Raw genomic sequence first — 20,191 nt, 5'->3', positions numbered from 1 at the left:
GGGCCGGGGTGCCTGCGGAGAATCAAGGAGTATCTCGATGAACTATGTGAAGGTGATATTGCTCGGGGCGGTGCTTGGGTTGGCCGGATGCAGCTTCAGTGCCCCTGGTGTGCATGCGCGGGTCGGCGACGCAGATGCGGTTCGCCTGGATATCGGCGGTCACGGTCATGGTGGCGGGTTCTGTCCGCCGGGACATCGGATGAAAGGAAATTGCTGATGAGCACTCGTCTTCTTGTAGTTGTACTGACAGCACTTTTGATGTCCGGTTGCAGTCTGCGTCTGCCAGGCATAGGCATTGATATCGGTGACGGTGGTGGCGGCCCGCCGCACTGTCCACCAGGCCAGGCCAAGAAGGGTAACTGCTGAGGCGCCAGGCGCCGGCTGGTCACACTCAGGCAAGGCCGATGAGGCCTTGCCTGTCTTTGGAGTCATCTATGTCACGTCTTCTCGTGTTGTTTCTCGGGGTGTTCCTGCTGAGCGGCTGTACCGTGCATGAGTACACCGGCCACGGTTATCACCGGTCTCATTACCACAGTGATTATCGAGAGTATCGGTACGACGCCTATCCAAGTCGCCATTACCAGTACGACCGTTCCGGTTATTCCCGCCATGCTCCACCGGCGGTGGTTCGACAAGAACGCTACGAGCAGCATCGAGGCAAGCGTAATGACCATCCTTCCCGGCACTACAGCCAAGGCGGCGACCGTCATAACAAGCAGAACGCGGTGCGCCACCCTGTTCAACAAAGGAGCTACCACCCGGCTAGATCTCAGCAGCATCGCGATCGTCGCCGCGAGTGGTAGTGGCATGGCGCTGCCGCCGACGATGAGCCGTAGCCTGACTCGCTCTGAGTTCCTCCTTACGCCGTAGCATGCCGCCACGTAATCTCCCGCTGCATGCAGTGGGGTTGGTATCTTCGCCGTCGCTTCCTGCCACCGATCTTCTTACGCAACGCTAGAGTCAATGCGCTCTTGACCGCGGTGTCGCTGCGCGCTACGGGGGGTATTTCTGGCATGCCGGGTGCTCTGGGTGCGACGCTGGCGATTATCGGTCGATGAACCGATAATCGCCCCCGATGTCAGCGTCCGGGGTGTCCTGCATGACCGATGATTCACGAGTTCTCCAGCCACCGATGGCGCCGCCCATCGTCGCGTCCCCCGCCAAACGCATCGAGGCGCTAACCGGCGATCCCAACTTCATGACTTCGCTGGCGCGCGGGTTGGCTGTGATTCATGCGTTCCAGGAGCGGAAGCGCCACCTGACCATCGCGCAGATCAGCCACCGCACAGAGATTCCCCGCGCCGCGGTGCGCCGCTGCCTGCATACCCTGATGAAACTTGGCTACGTCACCACCGACGGGCGCACCTATTCGCTGTTGCCCAAGGTGCTGACCCTCGGCCACGCCTATCTGTCGTCCACGCCGCTGGCAGTTACCGCGCAGCCGATTCTCGACCGCCTCAGCGAGCAGCTTCATGAGGCCTGTTCGATGGCGACTCTGGAGGGTGATGAGGTGCTTTACGTGGCACGCTCGGCCACGCCACAGCGATTGATTTCGGTGGATCTGTCGGTGGGCAGTCGGCTGCCGGCGTATTGCACGTCGATGGGCCGCATCCTGCTGGCGGCGCTGGATGACGCGGCGCTCGACGACTACCTGGGGCGAGCCGACCTGCAAGTAAAGACCAGTCGCACCTTGCACAGCCCCGAGGCGCTACGCGAAAACATCGCCGAGATTCGTCAGCAGGGTTGGGTCATCATCGATCAGGAACTGGAAATGGGCCTGCGTTCGTTGGCCGTTCCACTCAAGGATTCCGCCGGCCAGGTGCTGGCCGCGCTGAACGTCGGCACCCATGCCGGGCGCGTCTCGCGTCAGGAGCTGGAGACCCGATTCCTGCCCGTGCTGCTAGAAGCCAGCCGTGAATTGAGCACCCGGCTGTTCCATTGATTGGATGCTCGCAGCATTCGCGACTACGGTGCTCTGGCTAGCTTCTCGCGCTGATGTCGGCGTCGTTCATCACGCAGATACGGTGTCTAATGCGTTCGATAATCGAACGGTATGTCGATTATCGGATTGTTTGGCTGGGGATGGACCGTTAACGTTTTCACAACGCAATTGGCGTACTGAAAACAACACGAGATCCGACTCATGGCTGAACTCCTCTCGCTCCGCGAAGCGGTCGAGCGCTTCATCCAGGATAGCGACACCGTCGCCCTGGAAGGCTTTACCCACCTGATTCCCACCGCAGCCGCCCATGAAATCGTGCGCCAGGGGCGCAAGGACCTGACCCTGGTGCGCATGACACCGGACCTGGTCTACGACCTGCTGATCGGTGCCGGTTGCGCGAAGAAGCTGATCTTCTCCTGGGGCGGCAATCCCGGCGTCGGCTCGCTGCATCGTCTGCGTGATGCGGTGGAGAAGGGCTGGCCGCAGCCGCTGGAGATCGAGGAGCACAGCCACGCCGACCTCGCCAATGCCTACGTCGCCGGCGCCTCTGGTCTGCCATTTGCGGTGCTGCGTGCCTATGGCGGCTCCGACCTGCCCAAAGTCAATCCGCTGATCAAGTCGGTCACCTGCCCGTTCACCGGGGAAGTGCTGGCGGCCGTACCCAGCGTGCGCCCGGACGTCACCGTGATCCACGCGCAGAAGGCCGATCGCAAGGGCAACGTGCTGATCCAGGGCATTCTTGGTGTGCAGAAGGAAGCCGCCCTGGCAGCCAAGCGCTGCATCGTCACCGTCGAAGAGATCGTCGATGACCTCCAGGCGCCGATGAACGCCTGCGTGCTGCCGACCTGGGCCCTGAGCGCGGTGTGCCTGGTGCCGGGTGGCGCGCACCCGTCCTACGCGCATGGCTACTACGAGCGAGACAACCGTTTCTATCAGGCCTGGGACCCGATCGCCCGTGACCGCGAGGCGTTCAGCGCCTGGATCGACACCTACATTCGCGGCACCGCCGACTTCGCCGCCTATCGCGCGAAGATCGCCCAGCAGGAGGCCAACTGATGAGCGCTTACAACACAAACGAAATGATGACCGTCGCCGCGGCCCGTCGGCTTGGCAATGGCAGTGTCTGCTTTGTCGGCATCGGCCTGCCGTCCAAGGCCGCCAACCTGGCCCGCCTGACCCACGCCCCGGAAGTGGTGCTGATCTACGAATCCGGCCCGATCGGCGCCAAGCCTTCGGTGCTGCCGCTGTCCATCGGTGACGGCGAGCTGGCCGAAACTGCCGACACGGTGGTGCCGACTGGCGAAATCTTCCGCTACTGGCTGCAGGGCGGGCGCATCGACGTCGGCTTTCTCGGCGCCGCGCAGGTGGACAAGTACGGCAACATCAACACCACGGTGATCGGTGACTACCACCAGCCCAAGGTGCGCCTGCCAGGTGCCGGCGGCGCGCCGGAGATCGCCGGCAGCGCCAAGCAAGTGCTGATCATCCTCAAGCAGTCGCATCGCACCTTCGTCGACAAGTTGGCTTTCATCACCTCGGTCGGCTTCGGTGAGGGCGGCGATCACCGCAAGCAGTTGGGCCTGCCGGGTGCCGGTCCGGTGGCGATCATCACCGATCTGTGCATCATGGAACCGGAAGAGGGTACTAACGAATTCGTGGTCACCGCTCTGCATCCGGGTGTGGCCCGCGAGCAGGTGATCGAGAACACCGGTTGGCAGATCCGCTTCGCCGACAACGTGGTCGTCACCGAGGCGCCGCGTGCCGAGGAGCTGGAAGCGCTGCGCGCCCTGGAAGCGCGCACGGCTGCCGCCCATGGTCAGCTGGGAGGTGAGGAATGAACCGCGAGGTATTCATCTGTGATGCCGTACGCACGCCGATTGGCCGCTTCGGCGGTGTGCTGGCAGCCGTACGCGCTGACGACCTGGCTGCGATCCCATTGCGGGCGCTGCTGGAGCGCAACCCGCAGCTCGATCCTGCGGCGATCGAGGAAGTCTTCATGGGCAGCGCCAACCAGGCCGGGGAGGACAACCGCAATGTCGCGCGCATGGCCGCGCTGCTCGCCGGCCTCCCGGATACGGTGCCGGGCGTGACCCTCAACCGTCTGTGCGCCTCGGGCATGGACGCCGTGGGCACCGCGTTTCGTGCCATCGCCTGCGGTGAAATGGAGCTGGCGATGGCCGGCGGCGTCGAGTCCATGTCCCGCGCGCCCTACGTGATGGGCAAGGCCGACACGGCGTTCGGTCGCACCCAGAAGATTGAGGACACCACCATTGGCTGGCGCTTCATCAATCCGAAGATGAAGGAAATGTATGGCGTGGATGCCATGCCGCAGACTGCTGACAACGTCGCCGATGAGTGGCAGATAAGTCGCGCCGATCAGGACGCCTTCGCGCTGCGCAGCCAGCAGCGAGCGGCGGTAGCTCAACAGAGCGGGTTCTTTGCCGAAGAAATCGTTCCGGTGGTGATTAAGGGAAAGAAAGGCGAAACGGTAGTCGATACCGACGAGCACCCGCGCGCCGATACAACGGCCGAGGCGCTGGCCAAGCTCAAGCCGGTCAATGGCCCGGACAAGACCGTCACCGCCGGCAACGCCTCGGGCGTCAACGATGGTGCCGCAGCGATGATCCTCGCCAGTGCCGAAGCGGTGCAGAAGTATGGCCTCAAACCCCGCGCCAAGGTGCTCGGCATGGCCAGTTCCGGCGTCGCCCCGCGGGTCATGGGGTATGGCCCGGTGCCGGCAGTGCGCAAGCTGTGTGAGCGCCTGAATATCGCGGTAAGCGACTTCGATGTGGTCGAGCTGAACGAAGCCTTCGCCGCGCAGGGCCTGGCCGTGACTCGCGATCTCGGCCTGTCAGATGGCAGCCCGAAGGTGAACCCCAACGGCGGCGCCATCGCCCTGGGCCATCCGCTTGGCATGAGCGGTGCTCGCCTGGTGCTGACTGCAGTCCATCAGCTGGAGAAAACCGGTGGCCGTCTCGGTCTCGCGACCATGTGTGTCGGTGTAGGGCAGGGGCTGGCGCTGGTAGTGGAGCGGGTCTGACCTGGATCGGGCGCAGACTGCCGTGGCAGCGATCTCGACCGTGACGCATTGCGAGCATTCAGCGGAAAGCGCTTGCGCGGTATCGATTTGGGCTAGACCTCTACGTCGTGCGTCGTGCGTCCTGCCAAGGCACGCGCAGAGCATCGGCGAAGCCGCCCGTGATCGCTTGAATCTCCGAATCAGGCTGTGCTTGATCAAGCACACTGGCCGAACATAATGCGAGTGAGTAGAACAATGCCGAGTGTAAAACTGGCTGATGCAAGCCTGAACTACCGATTCGACGGTGCGAATAACGCGCCGGTGCTGGTGCTTTCCAACTCTCTGGGTACCAGCCTGGGCATGTGGGACGAGCAGGTTCCCGCGTTTTCAGAGCATTTTCGAGTGCTGCGCTACGATACGCGCGGCCATGGCGAGTCGAGTGTCACCACTGGACCCTACAGTATCGAGCAGCTGGGGGGGGACGTGCTCGCCCTGCTAGACACACTGGGCATCGAGCGCTTTTCCTTCTGCGGCCTTTCCATGGGCGGGCTGATCGGACAGTGGCTCGGAATCCATGCCCGCGACCGGCTGCAACGACTGGTGCTGTGCAATACCGGAGCTAAGATCGGCACCGACGAAGTATGGAACGCCCGCATCGATAGCGTCCTGGCCGGCCGCGAGCAAGCCATGCGCGACATGCGTGATGCATCCATTGCTCGCTGGTTCACAGCTGGCTTCGCCGAGGCGAACCCAGCGGCTGTGGCACGCATCACCGAGATGATCGCCAGCACCTCACCAGACGGCTACGCCGCCAACTGCGCGGCTGTGCGCGATGCCGACTATCGCGCACAGCTGGGCGCGATCAAGGCACCGACACTGGTCGTTTGCGGCTCCAAGGACCCGGTGACAACCGTCGAGCATGGCCAGTTCATCCAGTCCAATATCCCCGCCGTCGAACTGGTCGCATTCGAGGCTGCGCATCTATCGAACGTAGAAGCCGGCGACGCGTTCACACAGCGAGTGCTGGCGTTCCTGCGCGGCTGAGAGCAGTCAGTGGTTGGGCCGACGACGCATGAAACCTCTGGCGGAAGGCGAACCATCTGCAGGTTGCTCAGCCGCAAATGAAAAGGCCCCGCGTAAGCAGGGCCTTGAAGACTGGAGCGGGCGAAGGGAATCGAACCCTCGTCATGAGCTTGGGAAGCTCAGGTAATGCCATTATACGACGCCCGCTCAGGGGTGCCTTTTTACCAGAAGGCTTGGGCGAAATGAAGGGCGGCATTGGGTTTTTCTGACGGGCAGGCGAAAAGGGTTCAGATCTGAGCGATCTCCTGCTCGGTCAGCGATCGATACTGGCCGGGTTTCAGTGCTAGGTCCAGCGTCAGAGGACCCATGCTTTCGCGATGCAGGGCGGTGACCTTGTTGTTGAAGCGACCGAACATGCGCTTGACCTGGTGGTAGCGGCCCTCGTGCAGGGTCAGACGGGCGCGACGGGGTTCGAGCAGTATGAGTTCGGCGGGCAGGGTGGTGAGGTTTTCGAAGCGGAAATACATGCCCTGGGCAAAAACGTCAACGCAGGCCGGGTCGATCTCGTCTTCGGTTTCGATCAAATAGACCTTGCCCAGCAGGCTGGTAGGCTGGGTCAGGCGGCGAGACCACTGGCCGTCGTTGGTGAGCAGCATAAGGCCGGTGGTATTGAAATCGAGGCGGCCGGCGATGTGCAGGTCTTGCTTATCCGGCTCGTCGATCAGGTCGAGCACGGTTCGGTGTGTCGCGTCCTGGGTAGCGCTGGCGCAGCCTGCCGGCTTATGCAGCATCAGGTAGCGCGCCGCTTTCCCCGCTTGCAGCATCTCTCCGTCCAGCTCGATTCGGTCGAATACACGAACTTCCAGATCCACTATCCGGCTGGTTTCGCCGTTCACCAGCACTCGGTCTTCGGCCAGCAGGCGCCGAACGTCCTGACGACTTAGACGTGCGCGATTGGCGAGGTAGCGGTCAAGGCGCATCTGGAGGAGCGGTTTGGCTGCGTGCGCAGCGCGCGCAGATACAGGCCTGATTTCGGCGCGTGGCAGGAATGCGCTCGAGCACGTGATCGGGGATTGGGGTCGTGAAGCACCAGCAGGGCTGGGCGGCGGCAGGGTCGCACTCGCCGCACTGGTTAGGCTGACCGCAGAGCGGGCAGTTGGAAGGATCTACAGGCTCGCTCATAGCGTTTCCGTTAACGCCGGGTTTCGCGTGCCGCTCGAGAGGCCGGCACGCGAACGCCGGTTTACATGACGCGCTGGCCCGGCTTGGCGCCGTTGTCGGGGCTCAGCAGGTAGATTTCGCTACCGCCGGGGCCAGCCGCGAGGACCATACCTTCCGAAACGCCGAACTTCATCTTGCGCGGCGCCAGGTTAGCGACATACAGGGTCAGACGACCTTCCAGCTTGCTTGGGTCCGGGTAGGCGCTCTTGATGCCGGAGAAAACGTTGCGCTTGGCATCGCCGATGTCCAGGGTCAGACGTAGCAGCTTGTCGGCGCCTTCGACGAACTCGGCCTTCTCGATCAGGGCAATGCGCAGATCGACCGCGGCAAAGGCATCGAAGTTGATTTCCGCGGCGATCGGCTGCTTGGTCAGTTCGCCATTGCCCGCCGGGGCAGCTGCGGCTTCGCTGGAGGCGAGGTCTTCTTTGGATGCTTCGATCATGGCTTCGATCTTCGCGGGTTCAATGCGGGTCATTAGCGGAGTGAAAGCATTGAGCTGGTGGTTGGCCAGCAGCGTCGCATGATCGTTCCAGGTGAGCGGCTCAACATTGAGGAACTGCTCGGCAGCCGCGGCGAGGTTCGGCAGCACCGGCTTGAGAAAAATCACCAGCTGGCGGAACAGGTTGATGCCTAGTGCACAGATTTCCTGTATCTCGGCCTGCTTGCCTTCAACCTTGTTCAGCGCCCATGGCGCCTTATCGGCAATCCAGGCGTTGGCACGGTCAGCGAGCGCCATGATTTCGCGCATGGCACGGGCGAAGTCGCGTGCCTCGTAAGCCTCGGCGATGCTCGGGGCGGCGGCTTGGAAGGCTGCCCACAGTTCCGGTTCAGGGTTGGCGTCGACCATCACACTGCCGTTGCCTTTGTGGACGAAGCCCGCGCAGCGGCTGGCGATGTTGACGACCTTGCCAACCAAGTCGGAGTTGACCTTCTGGATGAAGTCTTCGAGGTTCAGATCGAGGTCGTCCACGCCGCGGCCCAGCTTCGACGCGTAGTAGTAACGCAGGTATTCCGGGTTCAGATGATCGAGATATGTGCGCGCCTTGATAAAGGTGCCGCGCGACTTGGACATCTTCTGTCCGTTCACCGTCAGGTAGCCGTGCACGTTGACCGCGGTCGGCTTGCGGAAACCGGCGCCTTCGAGCATAGCCGGCCAGAATAGGGTGTGGAAGTTGATGATGTCCTTGCCGATGAAGTGGTACAGCTCGGCGGTCGAGTCCTTGCTCCAGAACGTGTCGAAGCTCAGCTCCGGGCGGCGCTTGCACAGGTTCTCGAAGCTGGCCATGTAGCCGATCGGCGCGTCCAGCCAGACGTAGAAATACTTGCTCGGTTCGCCCGGAATTTCGAAGCCGAAGTAGGGCGCGTCACGCGAGATGTCCCACTCCTGTAACCCTCCGTCGAGCCATTCGGCGATCTTATTGGCAACCGACTCCTGCAGCGCACCGCCGCGGGTCCATTGCTTGAGCATGGCCTCGAAGTCCGGCAGCTTGAAGAAGAAGTGCTTGGAGTCCTTCAGCACTGGCGTGGCGCCGGAGATCGCCGAACGCGGATCTTTCAGTTCGGTCGGCTCGTAGGTGGCGCCACACTTCTCGCAGTTGTCGCCGTACTGGTCCTCGGCCGCGCACTTCGGGCAGGTGCCCTTGATGAAGCGGTCGGCGAGGAACATGCCCTTCTCGGGGTCAAAATACTGGGTCACCGAGCGGGTTGCGATGTGGCCGGCGTCGCGCAGGCGTGTGTAGATCAGCTCGGCAAGCTTGCGGTTCTCTTCCGAATGGGTGGAGTGGAAGTTGTCGAAGTCCACCAGGAAGTCGGCGAAATCACTGCCGTGTTCGGCCTGCACGTTGGCGATCAATTGCTCGGGCGTGATGCCTTCTTTCTCGGCACGCAGCATGATTGCCGAGCCGTGGGCGTCGTCGGCGCAGACATAAATGCACTGATTGCCGCGCAGCTTCTGGAAGCGCACCCACATGTCCGTCTGGATGTACTCGAGCATATGGCCGAGGTGGATCGAACCGTTGGCGTAGGGCAGTGCGCTGGTAACGAGAATCTGGCGAGCTTCGGACATGGGAAATCTGCAGTCGGAATTGCGAAAGAAAGTCTGCAACTATAAAGGCCCGGCGCGTATTTTTCACCCGCGCTGCCCATCCCCGGCTTCGACAGTGCCGGTTGGTGTTGGGCTCGGAAGTGGCGTGCGGGGTAAGATGCCTGTCTGATTTGCTCGGTCTTTCTAGGAGTAACCATGTCCGTCACTCGCGAAGCTGTGGAAACCGTCCTGCGCCAGTACACCGATCCCCATTTGAATCAGGATCCGGTGAGCGCCGGCTGCGTGCGTTCGATCGAGGTGCAGGGTGATAGGGTCAGCGTGCAGCTTGAGTTGGGCTACGCCGCTGCGCTGTTTCGCAGTGGCTGGGCACAGATGCTGGCGATGGCTATCGAGCATCTGGATGGCGTCAGTCGCGCCGATGTCCAGGTCGATTGCGTCGTGCGTCCGCACAAGGCGCAGGATCAGGTGCCGGCGCTTTCCAATGTGAAGAACATCATCGCCGTGGCATCCGGTAAGGGCGGGGTGGGCAAGTCGACCACAGCCGCCAATCTGGCTCTGGCCTTGGCGCGCGAAGGTGCACGGGTGGGCGTGCTGGATGCCGACATCTATGGCCCGAGCCAGGGCATCATGTTCGGTATCGCAGAAGGCACGCGCCCGGAGATTCGCGATGGCAAGGCGTTCATCCCTCTAGAGGCCCACGGGGTGCAGGTCATGTCCATGGCGTTCCTGTCCGATGACAAGACGCCGATGGTCTGGCGCGGGCCGATGGTTTCCGGTGCGCTGTTGCAGTTGATCACTCAGACCGCCTGGAACGATCTCGATTATCTGGTGGTGGATATGCCGCCGGGGACGGGCGATATCCAGCTGACGCTGGCGCAGAAAGTGCCGGTGACGGGGGCGGTCATCGTGACCACGCCGCAGGATCTGGCGTTGCTCGACGCCAAGAAGGGAGTTGAGATGTTCCGCAAGGTGAACATTCCAGTGCTCGGTGTGGTGGAGAACATGGCCATCCATATCTGCTCGAGCTGCGGCCATGCGGAGCATCTGTTCGGCGAGGGTGGTGGCGAGAAGCTGGCGGCGCAGTACAACGTCGATCTGCTGGCATCGCTACCTTTGTCGATGGCGATTCGCAGTCAGGTGGATGCGGGCAAGCCGACCGTGATCGCTGATCCGGAAAGCCAGATCGCGATGATTTACCAAGAGGTGGCGCGTACCGTCGGTGCCCGTATCGCCCAGAGTGGGCAAATCATCGCGCAGTCGATGCCGAAGATCGTCATTTCCGAGGACTGAGCCTAGCGGCGGTGACGCATGCGTCACCGCCCGCGCCCGGCGATAAATTGCAGGCACAAAAAAGCCCCGCCGAAGCGAGGCTTTTTCAGAGAAGACTCAGGTTAGATAACCTGAACTTCCTCAGCTTGCATGCCCTTCTGGCCGCGGGTAGCGACGAAGGAAACTTGCTGGCCTTCTTTCAGGCTCTTGAAACCGTCGCCCTGGATGGCGCGGAAGTGTACGAAGAGGTCGTCACCGGATTGCGGAGTGATGAAGCCGAAGCCTTTCTCATCGTTGAACCACTTAACGGTACCGGTTTGGCGATTGGACATTTGATGTCTCCTTGAACCAAGTTTTGAAAAATAAAGTGCGGACTGAAAAGGTCCGAACATCACTGTGTGCAAGGAGATAGGAGTCGTATCGATATTTGGATCGAAATCTAAACATGTAGCGATTCACGGTGACACATGCAGCAGCAGCCCAGTAACAATACCTTTTTTCTGGAGCAAAGCGAGCTTTATTTTGGATTTCTTCTCCGAGCGGCGCGGTTGAGGTGTGACCTGCTCTGCGGCGCGCATCGCGGCCATGCTTTTACACGCGCACGAGGCTCGGTAAGATGCGCGTCTTCGCACGCCCATTTCATCTAATCAGGACGCCAGCCATGAGCATCAAATCGGACAAGTGGATTCGCCGCATGGCCCAGGAACACGGCATGATCGAACCCTTCGTCGAGCGCCAGGTGCGCACCGAGGGTAACGATCGGCTGATTTCCTATGGCGTCTCCAGCTATGGCTACGACGTGCGCTGCGCCGATGAATTCAAGGTGTTTACCAACATCAACTCGGCGACGGTCGATCCGAAGAATTTCGACGAGAAGAGCTTCGTCGACATAAAGAGCGACGTCTGCATCATTCCGCCTAACTCCTTCGCCCTGGCGCGCACGGTCGAGTACTTCCGCATCCCGCGCAACGTGCTGACCATCTGCCTGGGCAAGAGCACCTACGCGCGCTGCGGCATCATCGTTAACGTGACGCCGCTGGAACCGGAGTGGGAAGGGCATGTGACCCTGGAGTTCTCCAACACCACGACGCTGCCGGCCAAGATCTACGCGAACGAGGGGGTTGCGCAGATGCTGTTCCTCGAGTCCGACGAAGAGTGCGAAGTGTCCTACCGTGACCGCGGCGGCAAGTACCAGGGCCAGCGCGGCGTGACGCTGCCCAAGGCCTGATGGCAAAGAGCAATACGAAAAAGCCCTGACCAATGGTCAGGGCTTTTTTTTTGCATCGGTGGAGCCTGCGAGTGCTTGGCCGGTAAACCTGCCAAGCACTATTTACCCTTACCAGCCCGGTACGCCTCTCATGTCCGGCAGCTTGTGCGCGATGCCCTTGTGACAGTCGATACAGGTTGCCTCGCCGCTGGCCAGGGCGGTGGAATGGAACTCCGATGCCCGTTTGCCTTGGCGGGTGAAGTCCATGTAGCCGAAGTCGTGACAGTTGCGGCACTCGAGCGAGTCGTTGGCTTTAAGTCGCGCCCACTCGTGTTCGGCCAGTTCACGGCGCTTGTCGAGGAATTTCTCGCGCGTGTTGATGGTGCCGAAAATCGTGCCCCAGACCTCCTTGGACGCCTGCATCTTGCGCGCGATCTTGTCGGTCCACTTGTGCGGCACATGACAATCGGGGCAGGTGGCGCGGACGCCGGAACGGTTGCTGTAGTGGATGGTGTCCTTGATTTCCATGTACACGTTGTCTTCCATCTCGTGGCATGAAATGCAGAACGCCTCCGTGTTGGTGGCTTCAAGGGCGGTGTTGAAGCCACCCCAGAAAATGATCCCGGCGATGAACCCGCCGAGGGTCAGTGCCCCCAGGCTGTAGTGGACGCTGGGTCTGCGCAGAACGGCCCAGTAGCGTTTGAAAAACGACTTGATCGACTTCATCCAGGCCCCCTCAGTTTCCGTTGGTGGATGGCGAGGTTTCCCGGTACAGCAGTTCGTCGATGTTCTTGAAGGTGTTTTCCACCAGCGGCTCCACATCGTGCTGCGGCACATGACACTGCGTGCAGAAGTACCGTCGCGGCGCGACTGCGGCGAGGGTCTGATGATCACGGTCGGTGTAGTGGGTGATGCTGATCATCGGCGCCTGGGCGCGTGCACTGTTGGCTCGGCTATGGCAGGTCAGGCATTTGTTGGCGTTCTTGTCGACGTGATAGCCGCGGATGCTGTGAGGAATGGTCGGTGGCTGCTCCGGATAGTTGCGCTCGCGCCGCGCATCCTTGTTTTCCTCGTCGTGCAGTTTTGGCGGGGTGAATTCCTGGGTAATGGTCCCGCCCGGACGGCGACCGTCCGGGGCTGGTGCGTCCAGGGGGTAGTTGGTTTCGGCGGCTATGGCCAGTCCGAATACCGCGAGCAGGGTCAGCGGCAGTAGGCGAAATTTCATGGCGGTTCTCCTCAGGCGATGCTGACCACTTCGATCTTCACGGCGCATTTCTTGTAATCGGTCTGCTTGGAGATCGGGTCGGTGGCGTCGAGGGTGACTTTGTTGATCAGCTTGTTGGCGTCGAAGAACGGCACGAAGATCAACCCCATCGGCGGCTTGTTGCGCCCCCGTGTCTCCACCCGTGCCTGCATCTCACCGCGCCTGCTGATGACTTTCACCACGCTGCCACGGCGCGCGTTGAGCTTGCGGGCGTCCTCCGGATGCATGTAGACGAGTGCGTCGGGCACGGCCTTGTGCAGCTCATCGACCCGCTGCGTCATGCTTCCGGTGTGCCAGTGCTCGAGCACCCGTCCGGTACTGAGCCAGAAGGGGTAATCCTCGTCCGGGACTTCGGCAGGCACGTCGTAGGGCAGGGCGAAGATGATCGCCTTCTTGTCGCCGTAGCCGTAGAACTGCACATCGCTGCCGGCTTTGACATAAGGGTCGTAGCCCTCGCGGTAGCGCCACTGGGTTTCCTTGCCATCCACCACCGGCCAGCGTAAACCGCGGGTTTCGTGGTAGGTGTCGAAGGGCGCCAGATCGTGTCCATGACCGCGACCGAATTCGGCGTATTCCTCGAACAGACCCTTCTGTAGATAGAAGCCGAATGCCTCGGCCTCCTGATTTAAATAGCCCTCGGCAATTTCCTCGTTGGGGAAGCGATCGACCTGACCATTCTTGAACAGTACGTCGTACAGGGTCTTGCCCTTGAGTTCCGGTGACTTGCTCAGCAGGTCGGCCGGCCATACCTCGTCGACGTTGAAGCGCTTGGAAAACTCGACCAGCTGCCAGAGGTCCGAGCGTGCATCGCCAGGTGCTTTGACCAGCTGGTGCCAGAACTGGGTGCGTCGCTCGGCGTTACCGTAGGCGCCTTCCTTCTCCACCCACATTGCGCTGGGCAGGATGAGGTCGGCCGCCTGGGCTGAAACGGTGGGGTAGACGTCCGAGACGATGATGAATGTATCCGGATTGCGCCAGCCCGGCAGGATCTCCTGCATGACGTTGGGGCCGGCCTGCATATTGTTGGTCACCTGCGTCCAGTAGACCTTCAGTACCCCGTCCTTGAGCTTGCGGCTCTGCTCGACGGCATGAAAGCCCGGCTTTTCCTGAATGGTGCCTTCGGGCAGCTTCCAGATTTTTTCGGTGATGGCCCGATGCTTTGGATTGGCGACTGCCATGTCCGCCGGTAGGCGGTGGGAGAAGGTGCCGACTTCCCGGGCCGTGCCACAGGCGGACGGCTGTCCGGTCAGGGAGAACGGGCTGTTACCCGGCTCGCTTATCTTTCCGGTGAGCAGGTGGATGTTGTAGATCATGTTGTTCGCCCAGACACCGCGGGTGTGCTGGTTGAAGCCCATGGTCCAGAACGACATCACCTTGACCTTCGGGTCGGCATAGAGCTCGGCAAGCGCCTGCAGTCGCTCGGCCGGAACGCCGGATTCCTTGGTGGCGTATTCCAGGGTGTAGGTTTTCAGGAACTCGGCGTAGTCCTCGAAGCTGATATCGCTCCAGGTATTGGCCACCGCCGCGTTCTCTGCCTTGAGCTCCCGCGGGTCGGTCGGTCGCAGGCCGTAGCCGATGTTGGTCGCGCCCTTGGCGAACTTGGTGTGCTTCTCGACGAAGTCCTTGTTCACCGCACCGCTCTGGATGATGTGGTTGGCGATGTAGTTGAGGATGACCAGGTCGGTCTGCGGATTGAAGATCATCGGGATGTCGGCCAGCTCGAAGCTGCGATGCTCGAACGTCGACATGACCGCCACCTTGACGTGCGGCGCGCTGAGGCGACGATCCGTCACGCGGGTCCAGAGCACCGGGTGCATCTCCGCCATGTTCGAGCCCCAGAGCACAAACGCGTCGGCCGCTTCGATGTCCTCGTAGCAGCCCATGGGTTCGTCCATGCCAAAGGTGCGCATGAAGCCGAACGCTGCCGAGGCCATGCAGTGACGTGCATTGGGGTCGATGTTGTTCGAGCGGAAACCGGCCTTCATCAACTTGTTCGCCGCGTAGCCTTCCCAGATCGTCCACTGCCCCGAGCCGAACATGCCGATGGCTTCCGGGCCACCCTGCTTGAGCGCCGCCTTGTACTTTTCCTCCATGATGTCGAAGGCCTGTTCCCAGCTGACGGGCTGGAACTCGCCCTGTTTGTCGAACTTACCGTCCTTCATCCGTAGCAGCGGTTGGGTCAGGCGATCCGAGCCGTACATGATCTTCGACAGGAAGTAGCCCTTGACGCAGTTGATGCCGCGGTTCACTTCCGCCTTGACGTCGCCATGGGTGGCGACGACGCGGCCCTCTCGAGTCGCCACCATGACGCCGCAGCCGGTGCCGCAGAAGCGGCAAGGGGCCTTGTCCCATTTCAGATTGGTGGCGTCCGCTTCGGTAATCAGGTTGCTTGCGCTAGAAGCGATCGGCATGCCGGCCACGGTTGCGGCGATGGCCGCAGCGTTGGCTTTGGCGAATTGGCGTCGGGTAAGGCTCATCAGACGTCTCCTTCGAGGAGTTCTTCGTGATAGATCAATGCGGCATTGAGCACGCCGGGCAATTGCTGGATATGGTCGATCGAGGCAAGGATGCGTGATTCGTGCTCGGCTTCCAGCACCACCACCAGCTTGCCGCTGGCATTCTCCTGGTGCATTTCCAGGCCGGGTAACAGTTGCAGGTTGGCTTTTACCGCGGCCAGCCATTCGGGGCGGCAGTGCACCAGCAGGCTGGCGATATGCAGAGGGTGTCCCATCAGTGATTCCGTTTCCGTTTCCGTTGGCAGCAGGGCGCAGGCCCGATTAGATCGGCAGGAGCGGCTTAAGCCGGACCTGGCGGCCCGAAGATCATCTGCACGATCCAGACGATGAAACCGTAACCACTGACCAGCGCGACGCTGAGGATGGGAAACAGGAAGACGATCAGGAATATGAAGAGGCGGGTTTCGTCCCGCTTGATCGAGGTATCCGCGGGGCGGGTGTCATTCGGCGTTACTGTCATTGTTCTACTCCGACTGGCATATAGGGAGTCTAGTCACAGACCAGCATAGGGCAATATTCGTTTCGGTTCTTTGCGGTGGCTTGGGGTTAGGCCGATCAGCGGACCGCTTTTCTGTCCGGCAAGCGGCAGAGCGAACAGCCGTGCTAGCCTGCGCGGCTTTTTCTCAGGTCAGCGCATGAGACGAGGGCGCCGATGATCGCTGAACACGCACACCTCTCAAGAGGCACGCCAGCCTACCGGCGCGCCACGTTTGCACTCTTCTGCGCTGGCTTCGCCACGTTCGCATTGCTGTATTGCATTCAGCCGTTGCTGCCCATGCTCGCCGCGCATTTCTCCGTATCGGCTGCCAGCAGCAGTCTGGCGTTGTCGCTGACGACGCTGTCGCTCGCCGTCTGTCTGCTGATCTCGGGTGCGCTTGCCGAAAGCTGGGGGCGCAAGCCGGTGATGGCCGCGGCGCTTGGTCTGGCCAGCCTGCTCGGGCTGGCCAGCGTACTGGTCGATTCCTGGCAACTATTGCTGGCGCTGCGCGCGCTACTCGGGCTGGCACTCAGTGGATTGCCGGCACTGGCGATGGCTTACGTCGGCGAGGAGTTCGAGCCCGAGTCGCTGCCTGCCGCAATGGGCCTGTATATCGGCGGCACGGCGCTGGGTGGGATGCTCGGGCGTCTGCTTTCGGGCCTGCTGAGTGACCTGGGTGGCTGGCAGCTGGCGCTCGGTGGCATTGCCTCGCTGGGACTGCTGGCGTTGGTGGCGTTCGTCTGGCTGTTGCCGCCGTCGCGACATTTCACGGCGCAACCGCTCTCGCTGCGCATTCTGCTGACGAACTTCCGGCTGCATCTGGGCAATCCGGTGCTACGTGGACTGTTCCTGCAGGGCTTTCTGCTGATGGGCGGCTTCGTCGCGCTGTTCAACTACATTGGCTTCCGCCTGGCAGGCGAGCCGTTCGGCTTGTCCTCGACGCTCATCGGCCTGCTGTTCGTCGTCTATCTCGGGGGGATTTTCAGCGCCGGCTGGGCCGGGCGTCTGGTGCCGCGCTTCGGTGCGCGGCAGGTGCTGCGCGGTGGGGTCGCTCTGATGCTGATTGGTGTGGGACTATGCGCGACGTCGTGGCTGGTCAGCATCGTGCTCGGTCTCGGATTGTTCACCCTCGGCTTCTTCGCCGCGCATGCCGTGGCCAGCGGGCAGGTCGGCAGCCATGCCAAGGGTGCTCGAGCGCAGGCATCGGCGCTGTACCTGTGTGCCTACTATCTGGGATCGAGTGTGGTTGGCTATGGCGCCGGTTATGTCTGGGATCACGCGGGCTGGTTGCCGTTGATGGCGTTGCTGGCGGCGTTGTTCGTCATTGCCGGTTGGCGGGCGAGGGCGCTCTAGCAGGCGCTGGCGTTATTCGATGCGTTGCTCGCCGCTGAAGGCGAGGGTGGTCTTGCAGCGACGGCAGTAATAACGGCGCCCCTTCGCCACCAACGCATGGCGTTGGGGCGTGAAAGCGAAATCCTGATCCACGCAGCTGCAGCGATAGACATAACGGGTAACGGACCGGCGACGAATCGCATAGGTGTGGCAGCGATCCGGCGGCAGCTCGTACACGCCACGCATGATCAGCTGCCATTCCTCGCCGTGAGGCTGGATCCGTGAGCCAAACATCTGATGGGCGATCAGGTGCGCGACCTCATGGGCGACGGTCTGGCGCAGAAAGTGCTCGGTGTTTTCCCTATATAGCTGCTCATTGAAGCGCAGGAGATTTTCCTGCAAATGCGCTACACCAGCTTTCTGCCCGCGCAGCTTGAGGCTTATCTGGGGGCGGGTGAAGCGTCGCTTGAAAAACTGCTCGGCCAGCTCGTAACAGGCTTCGACACGGGCATTGAGGCGCTCGGGCATTGGGGTACTCCTGCAAGCGCCGCATTATGCCAAACCGATTCTGGCCGAACAGCTTCGTTGGTCACTCGTTCGGCCGTTCGTTGAAGCGCCGTTCGTTTTCCAAACCGCCCGGTTCTTCCTGCGGGCGATTCTCCTCGAAGCCATAGCTCTGGTTCTGTGGGGTATCGCGCTCGTAGGTCGGGTCGAGTGCGAGCATCCAGAATAGGATCATCGGCACCTTCAGGTTCACCAGCACCAGCAGACCGACGCCCCAGGTGCAGGCGCCGTAAAGAAAGGTGTTGCGGTTACTGATGCGCATGAACGTCGGCAGGCCGACGAACAGCAGATAGGTCGAGTACGCCCCGGCCGCCACCAGAACCAGGATGGCCAGCCAGCGCGACGGGTAGAGCGCACCCAGTCCGGCCAGGAAGAAAGGTGTAATGACATAGGCGATGAAGCCCACGCATTGATTGAAAGTCGGGCGTGCATCGAAGGAGCGCGACATCCAGCGCAGGAAGAACCCCATGATGAAGGTGCCGGCGACGATGGTGATGTAGATCAGCGCGCTGAGCTGGAAGGCACTGCGGGTATCGAGCCAGATCCGTTCGGCTTCGACCAGGCTCCAACCCACATAGCGCGTGCCGATGAACATGCAAACCGCTGGCAGCAATGCCCAGAGCAGCAGATGGACAAGGTAGTTGGAGCTGTTCTTTTCTTCGTCGCGGCGAATGTCCGCCCACGCCCGATCCGGGCGGGTGAGCAATGTTACAAAGTGCGGGATCATACCGAGTCTCCGTCTGCCTTGAGGGCCGCTCAGGAGTGCTGTTGCAGCGGCGTTATCGCTTTAGAACGGCAGATGCGGTGAGGGTTTCCCTTATCGGTCCAGACGATTCGTCGTGGGATGATGCACGGGCATACGAAAAGGCCGCCAACAGGCGGCCTTTTGAGGTGAGGATTGGGTTAACGGACGTAGACCGGACCGATGCCCATGCCCCAGGTTATGACCGACAGGGCGATGATCGCGACCAGCACTACGAGGCCGACTGCAAGTACCGAACTGGAGAACATGAATCCCTCGTCTTCGTGGATGTTCATGAACTTGGGCAGCCCCACGTAGAGCAGATAGGCCGTGTAGCAGACTGCCGCGGTCCCCACCAGCATGCCGAGCCAGAGGTGCGGATAGAGACCCGCCAGCCCGCCGATGAACAGCGGCGTTGCGGTATAGGCGGCGAAAACGATGCATTGGGTAAGGGTTGGGGTAGCGTCGTAGGTACGTGCCATCCAGTGAATGAAGCCGCCCATCACGGCGACGCCGGCCAGCATGGCGAAGTAGGAAAGTATCGCCAGCTGCATGCAACTGGCCTGGGTCAGTTTGACCGGCTCTCCACCGCCGATGCTCCAGCCCACCTGGGTCGCGCCGATGTAGGCCGATACCGCCGGTATCGCGGCGAGCAGCAGCACATGCGTGAGGTACATGTGGCTGACGGTTTCTTCCTCGCCGCGGATTTCATTCCACTCCTGACCGGGGTGGGTGAACAAACCCCAAACGTGATTGATCATGCCAGCGTCTCCTCAGTTTATGGAGGTCGCCTCGCCTGGCGGTCGTCATCGAGGACGGCGCGTGCGACCTTACGTCGCAGTATAGAAATGCCAATCGGCAATGCATCAGCGGGGTTAGAGCGTTTCGAAGCTATGCCGTCAGCGGTAATAGCGCTCGAGTATTTCCATCGCCAGATTGATTGACTGCAGGCGCTGCGTACTGCCACCTCGATCCGGATGGTGCAGGCCGACCAGCTGACGGTAGCGGCGCTTGATCAGCTCTAGGGTGAGGGGCTGTGAGGCGCGGTCCAGTTCGAATAGTTCGAGAGCGGCCCGCTTCTCGTCGCTGCCCTGCATGCGCGTCCAGAAGCTCGCCAGAAGACGTTCGACATCGTCTTCGTAGGTATCCCGCAGGTTGGAGAGATCCAGGTAATACGCGCGCAGGGCATCCTGCTCGGCGAGGCCGGCGTTGGCGCCGGCATATGGCAGCAACTGAACGTGCAAGGGGCTGATCTGCAGATGGCCGCTGCCCTCGGCCCAGAGTCGGTCGCGCAGCAGATAAAGCGCGTTGAACACCAGAAAGTGCGTGCGGAACAGCACCAGCTTGTCTGTCAGCGGCAGGTTGGGCACATGCGTGCTATGCCGGCGCTTGAGCTGTTGAATCAGCTCGTACTCGCTGCAGCCTTCGGGTCTTTCCTGCAGCAGCACGAGCAGGTGGTCTGGCAGATCCAGTGCGGGGGAGAGGTCGTCCATCGGGCGAGACTAGCACAGCACTGCGGGTGTTCATTCAGTGCTGGTTCACATCGGAGCAGGCGGCGAACGGGCTGCGG

At 61.5% G+C, this 20,191-nt stretch carries 24 protein-coding genes and 1 tRNA gene; 9 read left to right on the top strand and 16 right to left on the bottom strand.

Going from position 1 to position 20,191, the window contains the following annotated elements; translation table 11 throughout:
* The first annotated feature begins 216 nt into the window (after positions 1–216).
* The gene (locus LLJ08_RS14925) at positions 217–366 is read left to right on the top strand and encodes a hypothetical protein (protein WP_172602778.1); all 150 of its coding nucleotides are present in this window, start codon (positions 217–219) and stop codon (positions 364–366) included.
* 71 nt (positions 367–437) lie between these two features.
* On the opposite strand, the gene LLJ08_RS14920 is transcribed toward LLJ08_RS14925, so the two are convergent.
* Complete coding sequence (locus LLJ08_RS14920) at positions 438–881, bottom strand: hypothetical protein (RefSeq protein ID WP_228207370.1); 444 nt, start codon at positions 879–881, stop codon at positions 438–440.
* A gap of 218 nt (positions 882–1,099) precedes the next feature.
* Between LLJ08_RS14920 and LLJ08_RS14915 the strand changes: the two genes are divergently transcribed.
* From LLJ08_RS14915 to pcaD, 5 genes are all read left to right on the top strand, one after another.
* The gene (locus LLJ08_RS14915; protein ID WP_014819543.1) at positions 1,100–1,942 is read left to right on the top strand and encodes an IclR family transcriptional regulator domain-containing protein; all 843 of its coding nucleotides are present in this window, start codon (positions 1,100–1,102) and stop codon (positions 1,940–1,942) included.
* Positions 1,943–2,143: 201 nt separating this feature from the next.
* Positions 2,144–2,998, top strand: a complete 855-nt coding sequence (locus LLJ08_RS14910; protein ID WP_228207369.1) for a CoA transferase subunit A — start codon at positions 2,144–2,146, stop codon at positions 2,996–2,998.
* Positions 2,998–3,780 (top strand): CoA-transferase subunit beta, encoded by a 783-nt coding sequence (locus LLJ08_RS14905; protein WP_023443941.1) that lies wholly within the window; start codon positions 2,998–3,000, stop codon positions 3,778–3,780. The genes LLJ08_RS14910 and LLJ08_RS14905 overlap by 1 nt, the downstream gene beginning before the upstream one ends.
* A complete protein-coding gene (gene pcaF / locus LLJ08_RS14900) occupies positions 3,777–4,982 on the top strand; it encodes a 3-oxoadipyl-CoA thiolase (protein ID WP_228207368.1) in 1,206 nt (401 codons plus the stop codon). Before LLJ08_RS14905 ends, pcaF begins: the two co-directional genes overlap by 4 nt.
* Positions 4,983–5,216: 234 nt before the next feature.
* Positions 5,217–6,005 carry a 3-oxoadipate enol-lactonase gene (gene pcaD, locus LLJ08_RS14895; protein WP_228207367.1) on the top strand — a complete coding sequence of 263 codons (789 nt, stop codon included), beginning with the start codon at positions 5,217–5,219 and terminating at the stop codon, positions 6,003–6,005.
* A 112-nt stretch (positions 6,006–6,117) separates the two neighbouring features.
* Here the strand turns inward: pcaD and LLJ08_RS14890 are convergent.
* The 4 genes from LLJ08_RS14890 to metG all read right to left on the bottom strand — a co-directional run bounded on the left by LLJ08_RS14890 (position 6,118) and on the right by metG (position 9,270).
* Positions 6,118–6,191 (bottom strand) — tRNA-Gly (locus LLJ08_RS14890).
* 80 nt (positions 6,192–6,271) lie between these two features.
* A complete protein-coding gene (locus LLJ08_RS14885) occupies positions 6,272–6,964 on the bottom strand; it encodes a 16S rRNA pseudouridine(516) synthase (RefSeq protein WP_228207366.1) in 693 nt (230 codons plus the stop codon).
* The gene (locus tag LLJ08_RS14880; protein WP_213574769.1) at positions 6,954–7,166 is read right to left on the bottom strand and encodes a cysteine-rich CWC family protein; all 213 of its coding nucleotides are present in this window, start codon (positions 7,164–7,166) and stop codon (positions 6,954–6,956) included. Before LLJ08_RS14880 ends, LLJ08_RS14885 begins: the two co-directional genes overlap by 11 nt.
* 61 nt (positions 7,167–7,227) lie before the next feature.
* Entirely contained in the window at positions 7,228–9,270 is a 2,043-nt protein-coding gene (gene metG / locus LLJ08_RS14875) for a methionine--tRNA ligase (protein WP_228207365.1), read from the bottom strand.
* Between the two features lie 174 nt (positions 9,271–9,444).
* Here metG and apbC point away from each other — a divergent pair, with 174 nt between their 5' ends.
* Positions 9,445–10,539: an iron-sulfur cluster carrier protein ApbC gene (gene apbC / locus LLJ08_RS14870; protein ID WP_228207364.1), complete on the top strand. Its 1,095-nt coding sequence runs from the start codon at positions 9,445–9,447 to the stop codon at positions 10,537–10,539.
* Positions 10,540–10,640: 101 nt separating this feature from the next.
* On the opposite strand, the gene LLJ08_RS14865 is transcribed toward apbC, so the two are convergent.
* The gene (locus LLJ08_RS14865) at positions 10,641–10,850 is read right to left on the bottom strand and encodes a cold-shock protein (RefSeq protein WP_003282211.1); all 210 of its coding nucleotides are present in this window, start codon (positions 10,848–10,850) and stop codon (positions 10,641–10,643) included.
* A 123-nt stretch (positions 10,851–10,973) separates the two neighbouring features.
* On the bottom strand, positions 10,974–11,105 hold the full coding sequence (locus LLJ08_RS20990) for a hypothetical protein (RefSeq protein ID WP_256445873.1): 132 nt from the start codon (positions 11,103–11,105) through the stop codon (positions 10,974–10,976).
* 74 nt (positions 11,106–11,179) lie between these two features.
* Between LLJ08_RS20990 and dcd the strand changes: the two genes are divergently transcribed.
* Positions 11,180–11,746 carry a dCTP deaminase gene (dcd, locus tag LLJ08_RS14860; RefSeq protein ID WP_003302346.1) on the top strand — a complete coding sequence of 189 codons (567 nt, stop codon included), beginning with the start codon at positions 11,180–11,182 and terminating at the stop codon, positions 11,744–11,746.
* A 108-nt stretch (positions 11,747–11,854) separates the two neighbouring features.
* On the opposite strand, the gene LLJ08_RS14855 is transcribed toward dcd, so the two are convergent.
* The 5 genes from LLJ08_RS14855 to napE all read right to left on the bottom strand — a co-directional run bounded on the left by LLJ08_RS14855 (position 11,855) and on the right by napE (position 15,965).
* On the bottom strand, positions 11,855–12,451 hold the full coding sequence (locus LLJ08_RS14855; RefSeq protein WP_023443863.1) for a cytochrome c3 family protein: 597 nt from the start codon (positions 12,449–12,451) through the stop codon (positions 11,855–11,857).
* A gap of 10 nt (positions 12,452–12,461) precedes the next feature.
* Positions 12,462–12,950, bottom strand: a complete 489-nt coding sequence (locus LLJ08_RS14850) for a nitrate reductase cytochrome c-type subunit (protein WP_046619968.1) — start codon at positions 12,948–12,950, stop codon at positions 12,462–12,464.
* Positions 12,951–12,961: 11 nt separating this feature from the next.
* On the bottom strand, positions 12,962–15,466 hold the full coding sequence (napA, locus tag LLJ08_RS14845; RefSeq protein ID WP_228207363.1) for a nitrate reductase catalytic subunit NapA: 2,505 nt from the start codon (positions 15,464–15,466) through the stop codon (positions 12,962–12,964).
* Positions 15,466–15,720, bottom strand: coding sequence for a chaperone NapD (locus LLJ08_RS14840; protein ID WP_228207362.1), 255 nt, complete (start codon positions 15,718–15,720; stop codon positions 15,466–15,468). The genes napA and LLJ08_RS14840 overlap by 1 nt, the downstream gene beginning before the upstream one ends.
* 65 nt (positions 15,721–15,785) lie before the next feature.
* Complete coding sequence (gene napE / locus LLJ08_RS14835; RefSeq protein WP_014819702.1) at positions 15,786–15,965, bottom strand: periplasmic nitrate reductase, NapE protein; 180 nt, start codon at positions 15,963–15,965, stop codon at positions 15,786–15,788.
* Positions 15,966–16,157: 192 nt separating this feature from the next.
* On the opposite strand from napE, the gene LLJ08_RS14830 reads away from it, so the two are divergent.
* Entirely contained in the window at positions 16,158–17,336 is a 1,179-nt protein-coding gene (locus tag LLJ08_RS14830; protein ID WP_014819703.1) for an MFS transporter, read from the top strand.
* A 12-nt stretch (positions 17,337–17,348) separates the two neighbouring features.
* On the opposite strand, the gene LLJ08_RS14825 is transcribed toward LLJ08_RS14830, so the two are convergent.
* The 4 genes from LLJ08_RS14825 to LLJ08_RS14810 form a co-directional block, all read right to left on the bottom strand.
* The gene (locus tag LLJ08_RS14825) at positions 17,349–17,843 is read right to left on the bottom strand and encodes a SprT family zinc-dependent metalloprotease (RefSeq protein ID WP_044314976.1); all 495 of its coding nucleotides are present in this window, start codon (positions 17,841–17,843) and stop codon (positions 17,349–17,351) included.
* Positions 17,844–17,904: 61 nt separating this feature from the next.
* Complete coding sequence (locus tag LLJ08_RS14820) at positions 17,905–18,606, bottom strand: Yip1 family protein (protein WP_102831899.1); 702 nt, start codon at positions 18,604–18,606, stop codon at positions 17,905–17,907.
* Positions 18,607–18,782: 176 nt separating this feature from the next.
* The gene (locus LLJ08_RS14815) at positions 18,783–19,382 is read right to left on the bottom strand and encodes a Yip1 family protein (RefSeq protein ID WP_023443856.1); all 600 of its coding nucleotides are present in this window, start codon (positions 19,380–19,382) and stop codon (positions 18,783–18,785) included.
* A 138-nt stretch (positions 19,383–19,520) separates the two neighbouring features.
* Entirely contained in the window at positions 19,521–20,114 is a 594-nt protein-coding gene (locus LLJ08_RS14810; protein ID WP_228207361.1) for a DNA-J related domain-containing protein, read from the bottom strand.
* Between the last annotated feature and the right edge of the window lie 77 nt (positions 20,115–20,191).

The organism is Stutzerimonas chloritidismutans, from assembly GCF_020783375.1.
Classification (GTDB): domain Bacteria; phylum Pseudomonadota; class Gammaproteobacteria; order Pseudomonadales; family Pseudomonadaceae; genus Stutzerimonas; species Stutzerimonas kunmingensis.
This window is presented reverse-complemented; position numbering and strand designations above follow the sequence as displayed.